Consider the following 15575-nt stretch of genomic DNA (forward strand, 5'->3'; position numbering starts at 1 on the left):
CGTATTATATGTTCTTTGGTTAAAAAGTAAACCCTTTAGATAAAGAACGAACTTGGTTGGAATAACTTTTCGATTTCAGAAACCGCTTTTTTATCACCTAAATATACGATGACATGGTCACCGTCCTGAATTTCAACATTTTTATGCCCGATAATCACTTCATTATTGCGTAAAATCGCACCGATAATGCAACCGGCAGGCAAACGAATATGACGAATCGTTTTTCCCACAATATTGGAAGTATTCAAATCACCGTGGGCAACAATTTCAATCGCCTCGGAAACGCCATGATGTAAGCTCGCTACATTTTTCACATCACCTTTACGCACATACCCCAACAAAGCGGAAATTGTCGCTTGCTGCGGAGAAACGGCTATATCAATCGTCCCGCCCTGAATTAGGCTGATATACGCCATACGCTGAATCAGCACCATGGCTTTTTTTGCCCCTAAGCGTTTTGCCAACAATGCCGACATAATATTGGCTTCATCGTCGCTGCTTAATGATAAAAACACATCAACATGCTCAATATGTTCTTCAAACAACAAGTTTTGATCGGAAGCATCACCGTGAAAAACCAAGGTTTTCGCTAATTTTTCCGCTAAGGCTTGCGCCCGTTCCGCATTACGCTCGATTAATTTTACCGTACAATGCTCTTCCAATTGTTTTGCTACACCGGCGGCAATATTACCCCCACCGACAATCATCACGCGTTTATAAGGTTTTTCGAGGCGTTGTAATTCACTCATTACCGCTTTAATATGCTCTGTCGCACAAATAAATGTAATTTCATCACCGGCTTCAATAATTGTCGAACCTTGCGGACGAATCGTTTTGTCACTGCGTAAAATCGAGACAATACGAAATTCAATATGCGGCATATGCTCTTTGAAAGCGGACAAGGCATGCCCCACCAATGCACCGCCGTAATACGCTTTCACTACTACCACGCTGATACGGTTTTTAGCGAAATGCGCCACTTGCAATGCCCCCGGATAAGCAATGAGCCGGGTAATTTCATCCGTGACTAAATTTTCCGGTGAAATCAAATGGCTGATAGGCACATTTTCATCATTGAATAACTTGTCTTTTTCCCGTAAATATTCCGAATTACGAATACGAGCAATACGTGTCGGCGTATTAAATAGCGTATAGCCGATTTGGCAAGCCACCATATTGATTTCATCCGATGATGTCACCGCCACCATTAAATCTGCATCTGCCGCCCCGGCATCACGCAAGATTTTCGGGGAAGAAGGCGAACCCTGCACGACTTTTAAATCATGTTTTTCCTGTAACGCTTGTAGTCGTGGTGATTCATTATCCACCAAGGTAATATCATTATCTTCACTGACCAGACTTTCCGCTAGTGTCGTTCCCACTTGTCCGGCACCCAGGATCATTATTTTCATGCCTCACTCCTTGTTAAGATCAGAGGTTGAATTCCGATTTTCACCGAATTTAGACCGCACTTTAACGCATTCACTTGGCGACAGATTTCATCCGTGACTGCATTGGCTTGCGCCATTTTCTCTTCGCTGATCTGTTCATCGATTTTTTGAAATAAAACCGCATCCAGTAAGCGCTCTGCGTGCATACCGTCACGGCAATAATGTAACACGCCCGCCTCATCAAATAGGGTTGCCACTTTCGCAATTTTTGTGGTTGCAATACCCAGTGCGCCGTCTTCACCGCCTAATTCTCGGAATAACGCATGCTGCGGAAATCCGCCGCAAGCCAAGAAAAAAGCACGGCGAAACACCACATTTCCACCACAGGTCATTCTCATATGCTGCCAAGCAAAATCAAAATTAGGGTGTTCGGCATAACGAGTCTCCAACCCTATCGGTTTTAAGGCTAAACGTACCAACGAAGTATCCGGCTGAAAATGAAAGGTTGCCGCCGCCACTTCTAATGCGCCTTGCTCATAGGCATCGTCCGCATCCAAAAAAGCGATCAGTTCGTTGGTGGATTGCAATGCGCCCCAATTTCGTGCCTTTGCAACACCGCCGTTTTTACTCATTGACTCGACAAAAATCCGTTCCGGATACTGTGCGGCAAAGTGATTCGCCAACGCAAGCGTACCATCGGTCGAGGCATCATCAACCAACCAAATTTTGCCTAAATAAGGTTGACTCAAAACAGATTCCACCGCCCGTGTTAATGTTTTTTCCACGTTATAGCAGGGAATAATCACATCAATATGAGGAAACACTATCGCCCCCTTGGTTTATGCCCGTTTACGCAATTTTGCGTAATAAAACCCGTCACCGCCATTTTGCTGCGGAATAAACTGAAAACCGACCGCACTTTCATTATCGGTGAAAGGTAACGGCAGTAATTCGGCATCATGTTGTTCTGCGAGAAACGCGGCAATTTGCTCGCGATTTTCTTCAGCTAAAACGGAACAGGTGGCATACAATAAAATGCCATTCGGTTTCAATTTCGCCCAAAGGGCTTTTAAGATACTTTTTTGTAATGCCACAAGTTGTGCAATGTCCGTTTCTTGGCGTAGCCATTTAATATCAGGGTGACGGCGGATAACACCGGTGGCGGAACAAGGCGCATCAAGTAAAATACGGTCAAATTTCACCGCACTTTGTCCAATTTCCGCCAGCCATTGATCCGGTTTAGTCGCATCACCGCAAACTACAATTGCCTGTTGGTTTAAACGTGCCAAGTTTTCTTCCACCCGGCTCAAACGCTGTGCCTCAATATCCAACGCGATGACTTTCGCTTGTGGAGCAAGTTCTAAAATATGCGTCGTTTTCCCTCCGGGGGCGGCACAGGCATCTAAAATCCACTCATCATTTTGCGGCTCAAGCAAGGTTGCCGCCCATTGTGCGCTGACATCCTGTACCGTTACCGCGCCTTCCGCAAACCGGGGTAATTTTTGTACTGTAATAGGCGAGCTGAGGCATAGCGCATTGGGATGAATCCCATTTTCTGCCTCAATTTCCGATTCTGCCAATAAAGTGCGGTAATTTTCCGTGCTGTTTTGTTGTGAATTAACCCGCAACCACATTGGCGGTTTTTGATTATTCGCTTCAATGATTTCACGCCAAGTTGGATAAGCCTTTTTCAATTTATTCACAAACCATTCAGGGTGCAATGTTTGCCAATGTTTATCCACTTGCGCCAAAATACTTTCTTGTTCACGCAAAAAACGACGTAGCACGCCGTTCACCAACCCTCGAAAACTATCCGATTTCAACGTTTTTGTTGCATTCACCACCTCATCAACCGCAGCATGCGCAGGGACACGCATATAGAGAAGTTGATACAGCCCGACCAGTAACAAACAATGCACAATGCGGGTTTTGCCTTTGAGCGGTTTATCCACAAGACGTTGGATGATTTGCTCCAAACGAGGCAGTACACGACATACGCCAAAACAAATTTCTTGCAGGAGCGGGAGATCTTGTATTTTTACGCTGTTCTGTACGGCAGGAATTAAGCCGGAAAGGGATTTCCCTTCATCAAGCACTTGTAAAATGATCTGTGCGGCAACCGCTCTTGTGGAAAGCGCGGTTGATTTTTCCCGTGTTTTTTTCATCGGCTGATTTTTTCTCGGTTTTTGAGATGAACGTTGAACTTTCATTAGGCTAACACCTTACCGACAGGAAACCAATCTGCCCGTCCGTTTAACAAATCCTGTACCGACATCGGCTTTTTACCTGCCGGTTGCAATTGCAGAATATTCAGCACACCTTCAGTCGTGGCAATTTGAATACCGGTTTTATCGGCACACAGAATCATACCCGCCGGTTTATCTTGATGGGGCAATACTTCCGCTTGATACACTTTTAAGGTTTGCGAATTGCCCGCTTGATCCGTCGTGCTGAAATAAGCCATCGGCCAAGGGTTGAATGCCCGAATATTCCGTTCAAGTTGTGCTGCGGAAAGAGACCAATCCAACTCGGCTTCCTGTTTGGAAAGTTTATCCGCATAATTGCTTTGGCTATTATCTTGTTTTTCAGCGATAAATTTTCCATTTTCAAGCTGATCAAGCACCTCAATTAATGCCGACGGTGCTAATTTCGCCAATTTATCATAAAGACCGGCGGAGGTTTCTGTCGGTAAAATATCACAATAAACTTTATGCAACATATCACCGGTATCTAGCCCCTCATCCATTTGCATAATGGTCACACCGGTTTGAACATCGCCCGCCCAAATCGCACGCTGAATCGGTGCGGCACCACGCCAACGCGGCAAAATAGAACCGTGCACATTCAAACAGCCTAAACGCGGTGCATCCAGAATCGCTTTCGGCAAAATTAAGCCATACGCCACTACGACCATTACATCGGCATTTAATGCCTTTAATTCAAGTTGCGCCTCTTCTTTACGTAAAGATTTAGGCTGATAAACAGGAATATGATGTTGTTCGGCAAGCTGTTTTACCGGACTCGCCTGTAATTTTTTGCCTCGCCCAGCCGGTTTATCGGGCTGCGTATAAACCGCGATCACATTATGTTGAGAATTGATTAAGGCTTGTAAATGCCGGGCGGCAAAATCAGGCGTACCTGCGAAGATAATATTGAGTGGTTTCATCATGTTCTGCGTTATGTTTAAGAATATTCCCGATAATACGAGAGAGAAAGTAAAATGCGGTCAAAATTAACCGCATTTTTCGTTATTGTTTTGCCAGTTGCTTTTTGTATTTTACTAATTTTTCTTTAATGCGTTGGCGTTTAAGAGGGGAAAGATAATCCACAAACAAAATCCCGTTGAGGTGATCAATTTCGTGTTGAATACAAATGGCGAGTAAGCCGTCTGCATTTAAGGTAAATTCGTTACCGTCACGATCAAGGGCTTTCACCGTCACTTTTTCTTTCCGAGGCACAAGCGCACGCACACCCGGAATGGATAAACAGCCTTCTTCAATACCGGTTTCGCCTTCTGACGCCAAAATTTCCGGATTAATCAATACCAATTGATTTTGTTTATCTCCCTCAATATCAATGGTAATAATACGTTGTAAGATATCCACTTGCGGTGCGGCTAACCCAATGCCTTCCTGTTGATACATGGTATCAAACATATCATCGACAATTTTGCGAATAGCATCATTGACTTCGGAAACAGGTTCACAAACGACTTTTAAGTGTTCGTCAGGATAAATTAATACATTAAGTGCGGTCATAATTTCTCTTATTTTTTAAATTGCAATTCGTTGCGCGATTGTAGCACAGGAAGCTCTGTCTGTCCTTAATTTGGATGATTGGTAAGAGTTCCGTTATCCGAACTCCAACTCAACCGCACTTTCGCCCAACATATTGGCTAATTCCGTTAAAATTTCATCGGTCGGGGTAATCGACCACTGAACGCCAAGGCGTAGCAACGCTCTGCCTTTTGCGCTTTGATAATACACATTGATCGGTAACGTTCCGCCGCTAACCGGTTCAAGCATTTGTTTCAGTTGTTTAATAAACACCGGCGTGATTTGTTCGTCCGATAAACTAATGGCAAGGGATTTTGCATAGCGGGAGCGGGCTTCATCTAACGTCATCATATCCCGTACGGTCATTTTTAAACCGCCGGAAAAATCATCAAAACTCACTTGCCCCGATACCACCACTACTGTGTCTTTTTGCAGTTTTTCACCAAACTGCTCCAAACTTTCGCCAAATAACGTAATATCTAAACGTCCCGAGCGATCATCTAATGTCGCAATCCCCAGTCGATTCCCCTTTTTGGTAATCGCAATACGCGACGAAACAACTAAGCCAGCTGCCGTACTCATTTGTCCGCGACGATTCGGTGTCAGTTCTTTTAAACGGGTTGAGCTGTAATGAGATAGCTCTTTTAAATAACGGCTGACCGGATGGCTGCTTAAATAAAGCCCTAGGGTTTCTCGTTCGCCGTCTAAAATTTGCTTTTCCGTGTAAGGCGGTGTATTGGCGTAAGCATTTTCCACTTCTTCGTGGCTTTCCGTCAGCACCCCGAACATATCCGATTGCCCCATCGCTTCATCTTTGGCATGTTGATCGGATGCTTTAAGGGCATCTTCTAAATTTTTAGCCAGTGCGGCACGGTGCGGCCCCAATTTATCAAATGCGCCGGACATAATCAGGCTTTCAAAGGTGCGCCGATTGATTTTTTTCAAATCGACACGGGCACACAGGTCAAATAAATCTTTAAAAAACCCGCCTTCATTCCGTGCACTAACCAATGCCTCAATCGGGCCTTCTCCCACGCCTTTAATCGCACCGATACCATAGACGATTTCACCGTTTTCATTCACACTGAAATGATGTTTACCCACATTAATATCCGGTGGGGTAACTTTTAATCCCATTCGCAAACATTCATCGTACAAACCGACAATTTTATCGGTATTGTCCATTTCCGATGTCATCACCGCCGCCATAAATTCCGCCGGGAAATGGGTTTTCAACCAAAGTGTTTGATAAGAAACCAGTGCATAGGCTGCCGAGTGGGATTTATTAAAGCCATAACCGGCGAATTTTTCCACCAAATCGAAAATCTTCATCGCAAGTTCGCCGTCAACACCGTTTTTGATCGCGCCTTGTTCAAAAACAGAACGTTGTTTCGCCATTTCTTCCGGTTTTTTCTTACCCATTGCCCGTCGCAATAAATCCGCACCGCCTAATGTATAGCCGGCAAGAACCTGTGCAATTTGCATGACTTGCTCTTGATACAAAATAATGCCATAGGTAGGCTCCAAAATCGGTTTCAGACTTTCGTGCTGATAATTCGCATCGGGATAAGAAACCTCTTCACGGCCGTGTTTACGGTCGATAAAGTTATCCACCATCCCCGATTGCAGCGGGCCGGGGCGAAACAGTGCCACCAATGCGATAATATCTTCAAAACAGTCCGGTTGTAGGCGTTTAATCAAATCTTTCATACCGCGCGATTCCAACTGGAATACGGCTGTCGTTTCGGAACGTTTGAGCAATTCGAAAGAATCCGGATCATCCAACGGAATCGAAGCAATATCCACCATGGGTTTGCCTTCCCGTGCCATACGGGCATTGACCATATCCAACGCCCATTTGATGATGGTGAGGGTGCGTAATCCCAAGAAGTCAAATTTGACTAAACCGGCATATTCCACATCATTTTTATCAAAGTGGGTTACTGGGTGAAGGCCTTCACTATCACAATAAAGCGGGGCAAAATCGGTAATTAAAGTAGGTGAAATCACCACGCCGCCGGCGTGCTTACCGGCATTTCGGGTTACGCCTTCCAGCTTGCGCGCCATATCAATTAGCGCTTGCACTTCCTCATCGCTGTCATAGGCGGCTTGTAATTGTGGCTCAATCTCAAAGGCCTTGGCAAGTGTCATGCCCGGATCTGGCGGAATCAATTTAGAAATGCGATCCACAAAACCGTAGGGGTGCCCCAATACCCGCCCGACATCGCGAATCACCGCCTTCGCCGCCATCGTACCGAAAGTAATAATTTGTGATACCGCACCACGCCCATAGGTGTCCGCTACGTGCTCAATCACACGATCCCGTCCGTCCATACAGAAATCCACGTCAAAATCGGGCATGGAGACACGTTCAGGGTTTAAGAAACGTTCAAAAAGCAAATCAAATTCTAAGGGATCGAGATCGGTAATTTTTAACGCATACGCCACCAATGACCCCGCACCAGAACCCCGTCCCGGCCCCACGGGAATATCATTATCTTTCGACCATTGAATAAACTCCATCACGATCAAAAAGTAACCGGGAAACCCCATTTGGTTAATTACATCAAGTTCTACTTGCAAACGTTCATCATATTCCGCACGTTTTTCCGACCGCACTTTTTCATCGGGAAATAAAAACGCCAACCGTTCTTCCAAGCCCTCTTTCGATTTCATCACCAAATAATCTTCCGTACTCAGTTTCCCCGTTGGGAATTGCGGTAAGAAATATTGCCCAAGGCGCAAGGTAACACTGCAACGCTGTGCGATTAATAGGGTGTTTTCAAGGGCGGAAGGAATATCGGCAAATAACGCACACATTTCCTCTTCAGTACGGAAATACTGCTGTGTCGTGTAAAGTTTAGGGCGTTTGGGATCATCCAAGGTATAGCCGTCATGAATCGCCACGCGGATTTCATGGGCTTCCGCATCATCCGACTTTAAAAATACAACATCATTGGTTGCCACAAGGGGTAAATGTTGAGTCTCCGCAAGGGCACAAGCGGCTTTGATATAACGTTCTTCATCAGGCTTGCCGGTTCGGGTTAATGCCAGATAAAAATGATCAGGAAAAAATTCTTGGTAAAAACCGACCGCACTTTGTGTTTCCGCCGCATTTTCTTTCAACAATTTTTTACCCACATCACCTTTTGTTCCGCCGGATAAAATAATCACGCCCTCACGGTGTTCGATCAACCAATCTTGATCGATGTAAGGCAAATCGTCATAGCCCCGTTGGTAAGCCTTCGATAAGAGCAGTGTGATATTTTTATAGCCCGTATTATTTTTCGCAAGTAAGGTCAGCTCAAATAATTCATCACCGCATAGCTCGCTACGCACTCGCACATCCGCACCAATAATCGGTTTAATGCCGGCAGACAATGCTTCCCCATAAAAACGCACGACACCACAAAAATTGGTGAAATCCGTCAGTGCCATCGCCACCATATTATTTTCCGCACAGGTTTTAATCAATGGTTTTACCTTGGCAATCCCATCAATCATGGAAAAATCACTGTGTGTACGGAGATGGACGAAACGGGGTTGTGTCATTTAAAATCCTTGAAAGTGCTGTCAATTTGAATACATTTTATAGGCGAGTATTATACGGAAATTTGGGTTGAAGGGAAAACAAAGGTCTTAATGATCTATGTCAATTTGGCCTTCGTTTTATTCCATATTGCCTTTTATATCTTATGATACAGAAAACCGCTTTTGCCATTGTTTTGGGCTGATATGGTGTTTGGCTTTAAAATGCTGGCGAAATGCTGTTGTGGAATGAAAGCCAATTTGGTGAGCAATGTCGTCAATCGTTAATTTGGTACTTTCTAATAATTCCCGCCCTTTTTGTAACCGAACCTCAATCAACCATTCAGTGAATGCCATTCCGGTTGTTTGACGGAAATGACGGGTAAATGTGCTGCGGCTCATCATTAACTTTTCAGCGAGTATATCAATAGAATAGTCAGCGTTTAGGTTAGTCCTCATGATATCTAACCATTCGTTGATGTTTTCATTAGCGGTTTTGCGTGCGATAGGTTGTTCAATAAATTGTGCTTGTCCTCCTTCCCGATGAGGAGAAATCACCAACAAACGTGCCAGTTGATTGGCAATTTTTACACCATATTGGCGGCGAACAATCGCAAGACAGCAATCTAACCCTGCAGACGTTCCCGCAGAGGTGATGATATTTTCATCTTCAATATAAATTGCATTGCAGTCTAATTTTACCTGTGGGAAACGTTGTTTAAAATCAGTTTCACCTAACCAATGTGTCGTGGCCTTTTTACCATTTAGTAATCCGGCATAAGCCAGTGAATATGCCCCATAACACAATCCGACAATCGTCGTACCACGTTTTGCCGCTTGTTGTAACGCTTGTATGAACACATCAGAAGGGGGAGACACTGCATTGTCCCAACCGGGTATGACAACAAAATCGGCTTGAGCTAACAAACTCAGATCACCATCCGTCATAATCGTGGCGGGATAAGACCGTGCAACCATTGGATTTTCTGCCACGATTTTAACCTTAAATAAAGGCTTCTCATCAATTTCTGTTGAAAAAACCATATACGGCACAGAAAACTGAAAAGGATTAAAGTTGGGATAAAGTACAAGTGCAACAGTTGGAATAGGCATTTTTTTCTCAATGAAGTAAATTTGACCCAATTTTTTCGATATTTGAATAATAAGTCAATATTTTTTATTTTATCTCTCTTTCATAATAACCACACCGCACACAAGCGGTTTAATTTATCTTATTTTTACAAGAGGAAACAAAATGAAATTAAAACCTATCTTATTGACACTCGTGGCTGCAACCTTGGCAACAACGGCTCATGCCGAAATCAGCTATCAGCATATCCGTAATGCGACCGCCAAAATTGAAATGGCAGGTAGCACGTTTTTAGTCGATCCCTATCTTGCCCCTAAAGGCACTTATGCAGGCTTTGAAGGCACGATTAACAGTCAAAAACGTAATCCGTTGATTGATATGGTAGAGCCGGTTGAGAAAGTATTAGAAGGCGTTGATGCGGTGATTGTGACACATACCCACGCTGATCATTGGGACGAATATGCACAAAAAATGTTACCGAAAACCTTACCGATTTTTGTACAAAATGCCGGTGATGCACAAATTATCCGCTCACAAGGCTTTAAAGATGTTAGAGTCGTAGGTAAAAATACAGAATTTAACCAAGTAAAATTAAGCAAGACCGGCGGACAACACGGTACGGATCAAATGTACTCTACCCCACAATTTGCTGAAATTGCAGGTGAAGCAATGGGCGTGGTAATGCAAGCGGACGGAGAAAAAACACTGTATATCGTAGGCGATACCATTTGGAATGAAGAAGTAGATTTTGCACTCAACCGTTATAAACCCGAAGTGATTGTTATGAATACGGGTTATGCACAAATGGAAGGTAATTCAGATAGTATTATTATGGGGAAAGCCGATGTGGCGAAAGCCCGTCAGGTTGCGCCAAAAGCCGATATTATTACGGTCCATATGGATGCGGTCAATCACGCTTCGGTGACATCCGATGAAATGCGAAAATTCGTGAAGGAAAACAATTTGAGCAAAGTTGCTGTGCCAAAAGAGAGTGAAGTATTGAAATATTAATGCTGGGTAAGAAATGAGTTAGACGAAATTCTGTCTATTCTTTTCAAATTAAAACCTATAATGAAAAGTGGTCGTAAAATCTTAAGGATTTTCGACCGCACTTTTATTTTAAAAGTCTTATTTTCTCGCAAGAGGAGGAACAAACGCTAAACCTAAATCCCAAGGTTGTTCAATCCATGTGTTTTGCGGAATGTCGATGATATAATCGTCCACTAATTTTGCCCCTGCCGGTTTGGCGAAAACGGTGACAAATTTTGCATTAGGATACATTTCACGAATTGCACGAGCGGTGTTGCCGGTATCGACCAAATCATCAACAACGATAAAGCCTTCCCCACCGTTTGGTACTTCCGCCGCGTGTAAAACTTGGAGTTCCCCTTGGCTTGTGTGATCGTGATAACTGGCGATACAAACGGTTTCTACGTGGCGAATGCTTAATTCACGCGCTAATACCGCTGCCGGAAATAAACCGCCACGGCTCACCGCAATAATGCCTTTCCATTGGGAAGCGGGAAGTAAACGTTCTGATAATTTGCGGGCGTGCATTTGGAACATATCCCAAGTCACCACATATTTTTCGCTCATAATTACACCTTAGTATCGATAAATAAAAATCGCGTAAGGATAACCTGAAACGGGGTTTTATGCTATTATTTCGTGAAATTTTTCGCAAAAAGGAAAGAATATGTCTGAAATTACCACCCTACAACCACAATTATTATGGAAATGGTTTGATCAAATTTGTGCTATCCCTCACCCTTCCCATCATGAGGACGAATTGGCAAATTTCATTGTCAATTGGGCGAAAGAAAAACAGTTTTTTGTGGAACGTGATGACGCGGGCAATGTGTTAATTCGTAAACCGGCAACCGCCGGAATGGAAAACCGCACGCCGGTGGCATTGCAAGCTCATTTGGATATGGTGCCGCAAGCCAATGAAGACAATCCGCACAATTTCACCCAAGATCCAATTCGCCCCTATATTGACGGCGATTGGGTGAAAGCACAAGGCACCACATTGGGAGCTGACAACGGAATTGGTTTAGCCTCTGCCCTTGCAGTGTTGGAAAGTGATGATGTAGCGCATCCGCCTCTTGAAGTGTTACTCACAATGACGGAAGAAACCGGCATGGACGGCGCATTAAATCTTCGCCGTAATTGGTTGCAATCCGAAATACTCATTAATACGGATACGGAGGAAATCGGTGAAATTTATATCGGTTGTGCCGGCGGCATTAATGCCAATTTGGAATTACCGATAGAACGAGAAAATAATGCTTTCGAGCATTGCCTTCAACTCACCTTAAAGGGCTTGCGTGGCGGGCATTCCGGTTGTGATATTCACACCGGCAGAGTGAATGCAATTAAGTTGCTTGCCCGTGTGTTGGCAAAACTTTCGCAAAATCAACCGCACTTTGCTTTAGCGGAAATTCGTGGTGGCTCAATTCGTAATGCGATTCCTCGTGAAGCGGCAGCTGTGCTGACATTCAATGGTGATCTTAATGCCCTTGAAAGTGCGGTCAGAAATCTTGACGTTTTACTAAAAGAAGAATTAGCGATTGCCGAACCGAATTTAACCCTCTTTGTTGAACCGACTGCCAAAGCCGAAACCGTATTTACTGCACAAAGCACAAAAACCGTCATTCACTTGCTCAATGCCCTACCAAACGGTGTGATTCGTAACAGTGATGTGATTAAAAATGTAGTGGAAAGCTCGCTCAGTATCGGTGTATTAAAAACCGAAAGTGACAAAGTAAAAGGTACGATTTTAATCCGTTCATTGATTGAAAGCGGCAAGGCTTATGTAACCGAACTATTAAGCTCCGTTGCCACCTTAGCCGGTGCGAAAACCGAATTCTCCGCCCCTTACCCGGGCTGGAAACCGGTGAATGACTCCGCCATTCTCAACCTAACGAAAAAACATTATGCCGACGTATTAGGCAAAGACCCTGAAATCAAAGTGATCCATGCAGGCTTGGAATGTGGTTTGCTTAAAGAACATTACCCACATATTGATATGGTTTCCTTAGGGCCTACAATCCGCAACGCCCACTCACCGGATGAAAAAGTACAGATCTCCACAGTGAAGACTTATTGGGAGGTGCTGGTGAGGGTTTTGGGAGATATTTCGATTAAGTAAAAGGTTAATCCAATAAATATGGCAAACTTTATTTGCCATATTTATTATCAAAAAAGCTTATAGAATTAAATTCCTAGAATGTTTTTCTTAGCAAAGTCATTAGTTAAATTTTTCTTCGCATATTCTCTTATTATTAGCCTATTATCTGGGATAATATTGCTCCATGAATATTTCCACTCTTTTGTTGCCTCCCAAGGACTTGCCCAAGTTCCTATTTTTTTGCAGTTAGAAAGTGAAATCATTGTATATTCTAATATAATATCTCTTAGTTTAGATTCTTTTAGATAAATAATACTATTTAAATATATTAGCCAGAGTGCCAATTGATAATACTGATCCCACGCACCATCATTCCCTGTAAGCTCCATTTTCTTTTTCAAAACATCACTTAGTAAGTTTGTCACATTTTCATCTGAGAGTTCTACTCCTAAAGCCTGAATAGATGACACGATCTCAAATAATGATGTTACTTTTTTTAGGTATTTAATACTATAACTATAATTTTCATATAGAACCTTCTTTATATCTTGAATTTTCTTATCTTTCAACTCTATTACTTCTTTAATTTTAATATTAAGTTCTTTAAAAAAATCATTGATTTCCAAACTGTCTATTACGCGAATACCAAAACAAATAAGATAATAATCTTTAGTATATTGAGAGGTTTCTTCTCTAGATATAAATATTATATTAATTGGAATATATTGATTATTAGAAAAACCTTTATATTCATTAATAATTGCCTTTAAATTTATATCTGACAATGAATAACCTAAAATAACAACAAGATTTTCATGTAAAGATGTGCTCAATTTCCTAGAGAAATAGGATTCATAATTTATAAATCTAAAATAATCTTCAGCTGTAACAACCATATGAGCAGGAGAATCAATAGAACCATGAATATGATATATATCGACCTTAGCTTCAATTCTTGGTATAGGTTTGCCAGGAGAAAAACTATTATAATCATTATTAATTAGTTTTTCCGTTAACTTATCATAATTAGTTGTAATTACCCTAAATTTTCTGCTTGAGAAAAATTCTTTAATACTATCAATTCCATCATCTGATAAATTCAAAGACGAAATAATAGATGATATTTCATTATAGATAGTTTTCTTTTTACCTTTATCCTTCAACTTTTCAGAAATCAGCTGAGCTTTTTCTTCTAAATTTAATGAGTCTTGTTCTAAAATATCTTTTTCTATATCATTATTTTTACAAACTTTCTCTAACAAATCCTTCCAAGACGGAGCTTCACCATTTGTAATCGCTTTACTAAAACCCGCACCAGTAAAAAAACATAACCGATTATGAATTAAAGCATATGATATTTCTAATAGAATATGATTAGTTGCCATTATAAATCCTTTTGTTAATTTTAATTAGATATTTTTATTCTAAAATAATATCATTAAATATTCTATGTGTTTTTAATAAGAAAAATTCATTCGAGTTTTTACTTTATTTATTTTACATAATTAACCTGCTATTTCAGAAGTTAATAATGCTAAAAATTATTAAATTATTTGACAAAAATAAACTAAAATACCACTATTTCGCCCAAAACTGCCCCTTCACCAACTTATACAACGTCATCAATACAAGTAATCCAATCATCAAATTTGAAAAAATAAAGGCAAACATGGCAATGCCGGATAGTACTTGATTATGGTAAAACACAACTGCACTATTTGCCATTGAGGCTAATCCGAATGAGAATGCCCATAAGCCGATGTTTAAGCCTTTTTCGATAATCCAAGGGAAAATTCTCAATAGAAAGAACATTTGCAAAAAGCCATAGCCCCATAGGATTTTGGCGAAAGTATCCACTTCGCCTTGATTTACCGCTAAATAAGCGGAGGCGGCAACAAAAGCAGGGGCGAGGATAATTCCCATCGTGGCACGGAAAGGCGGCTCTAAGGAAGAGATGCGTAAATGCTGGAGCAATACCGGTTCAAAAATAATCCATGAGATGAGACCTGCGCCAAAAAATAAGTAGCCGAGGTCGTGATACCCAAGTAAGGCCAGTGAGCTTGCACTGGTGAAGTTTGCGGCGACAGAGGGTAAATAAAAAGGTGGGCGTGTTGATTTTTGCTCAAATATACCGCCTTTCCACAGTTCACTCATCCTAAAAGAAGAAAACAATAATTGCCCGATAGTTCCTAACCAAATCATTACTTCTGCAATAACAGGATTCCAGCGATACGCAATATCACCGATTAACATCGTTGTGATGGGAATTAATGCAATAAAAGAAAAACGAACGGGGCAGCGGTATTCTTCCTTCACCTCGTGGAAATAATAGCGTAATTTATAGCCATACATGGCAACAAAGAGCGACCAGACAAAGATAGCCGTAATGCCGATCACATCACTAACCGTTTGTACCCAAGGGGAGAAAGTGTCCAAATGCCACCATGCTAAGGATAGCGCCGCTAATCCGAGAGGAATACCAAAATAGGCGGTAGGTAAAGGGAAAGGTTTTGTTGTATTCATTAAATCATCCTCATAAAAATCGTTGAGTAAGTCTAACAATAAATCGTATGGTTTTCTTAAAATCTCAAATTCTTGTGAAAAAATGACCGCACTTTGAATTCCTATTGCGAAGTCATTAATCCGATAATCATCAACAA

Annotated in this window: 12 protein-coding genes; 2 read left to right on the forward strand and 10 right to left on the reverse strand. The window is 42.0% G+C overall.

Features of this window, described 5'->3' with window-relative positions; translation table 11 throughout:
* Positions 1-35: 35 nt before the first annotated feature.
* From trkA to PNEUHYL_RS12200, 7 genes are all read right to left on the reverse strand, one after another.
* Positions 36-1412 carry a Trk system potassium transporter TrkA gene (gene trkA, locus PNEUHYL_RS12170; protein WP_059368632.1) on the reverse strand — a complete coding sequence of 459 codons (1377 nt, stop codon included), beginning with the start codon at positions 1410-1412 and terminating at the stop codon, positions 36-38.
* Complete coding sequence (locus PNEUHYL_RS12175; RefSeq protein ID WP_059368633.1) at positions 1409-2215, reverse strand: glycosyltransferase family 2 protein; 807 nt, start codon at positions 2213-2215, stop codon at positions 1409-1411. Before PNEUHYL_RS12175 ends, trkA begins: the two co-directional genes overlap by 4 nt.
* 15 nt (positions 2216-2230) lie before the next feature.
* Positions 2231-3601, reverse strand: coding sequence for a 16S rRNA (cytosine(967)-C(5))-methyltransferase RsmB (rsmB, locus tag PNEUHYL_RS12180; protein WP_418066647.1), 1371 nt, complete (start codon positions 3599-3601; stop codon positions 2231-2233).
* Positions 3601-4557, reverse strand: a complete 957-nt coding sequence (fmt, locus tag PNEUHYL_RS12185; protein WP_059368634.1) for a methionyl-tRNA formyltransferase — start codon at positions 4555-4557, stop codon at positions 3601-3603. The genes rsmB and fmt overlap by 1 nt, the downstream gene beginning before the upstream one ends.
* Positions 4558-4639: 82 nt before the next feature.
* A complete protein-coding gene (gene def, locus PNEUHYL_RS12190; RefSeq protein WP_059368635.1) occupies positions 4640-5149 on the reverse strand; it encodes a peptide deformylase in 510 nt (169 codons plus the stop codon).
* 93 nt (positions 5150-5242) lie between these two features.
* Entirely contained in the window at positions 5243-8719 is a 3477-nt protein-coding gene (gene dnaE, locus PNEUHYL_RS12195) for a DNA polymerase III subunit alpha (protein WP_059368636.1), read from the reverse strand.
* A gap of 141 nt (positions 8720-8860) precedes the next feature.
* Complete coding sequence (locus tag PNEUHYL_RS12200; RefSeq protein WP_059368637.1) at positions 8861-9808, reverse strand: GlxA family transcriptional regulator; 948 nt, start codon at positions 9806-9808, stop codon at positions 8861-8863.
* A gap of 142 nt (positions 9809-9950) precedes the next feature.
* Between PNEUHYL_RS12200 and PNEUHYL_RS12205 the strand changes: the two genes are divergently transcribed.
* On the forward strand, positions 9951-10796 hold the full coding sequence (locus PNEUHYL_RS12205; protein WP_059368638.1) for an MBL fold metallo-hydrolase: 846 nt from the start codon (positions 9951-9953) through the stop codon (positions 10794-10796).
* A gap of 117 nt (positions 10797-10913) precedes the next feature.
* Here PNEUHYL_RS12205 and gpt read toward each other — a convergent pair whose 3' ends face one another.
* Positions 10914-11381 (reverse strand): xanthine phosphoribosyltransferase, encoded by a 468-nt coding sequence (gene gpt, locus PNEUHYL_RS12210; RefSeq protein WP_059368639.1) that lies wholly within the window; start codon positions 11379-11381, stop codon positions 10914-10916.
* A gap of 100 nt (positions 11382-11481) precedes the next feature.
* Between gpt and pepD the strand changes: the two genes are divergently transcribed.
* Positions 11482-12936 (forward strand): beta-Ala-His dipeptidase, encoded by a 1455-nt coding sequence (pepD, locus tag PNEUHYL_RS12215; RefSeq protein WP_059368640.1) that lies wholly within the window; start codon positions 11482-11484, stop codon positions 12934-12936.
* A 65-nt stretch (positions 12937-13001) separates the two neighbouring features.
* Here the strand turns inward: pepD and PNEUHYL_RS12220 are convergent, their stop codons facing one another.
* Positions 13002-14300, reverse strand: a complete 1299-nt coding sequence (locus PNEUHYL_RS12220) for an SIR2 family NAD-dependent protein deacylase (protein WP_059368641.1) — start codon at positions 14298-14300, stop codon at positions 13002-13004.
* A 193-nt stretch (positions 14301-14493) separates the two neighbouring features.
* On the reverse strand, positions 14494-15438 hold the full coding sequence (tehA, locus tag PNEUHYL_RS12225; protein WP_059368642.1) for a dicarboxylate transporter/tellurite-resistance protein TehA: 945 nt from the start codon (positions 15436-15438) through the stop codon (positions 14494-14496).
* Positions 15439-15575 lie beyond the last annotated feature (137 nt).

It is taken from the genome of Rodentibacter caecimuris (assembly GCF_001019715.1).
GTDB lineage: Bacteria > Pseudomonadota > Gammaproteobacteria > Enterobacterales > Pasteurellaceae > Rodentibacter > Rodentibacter caecimuris.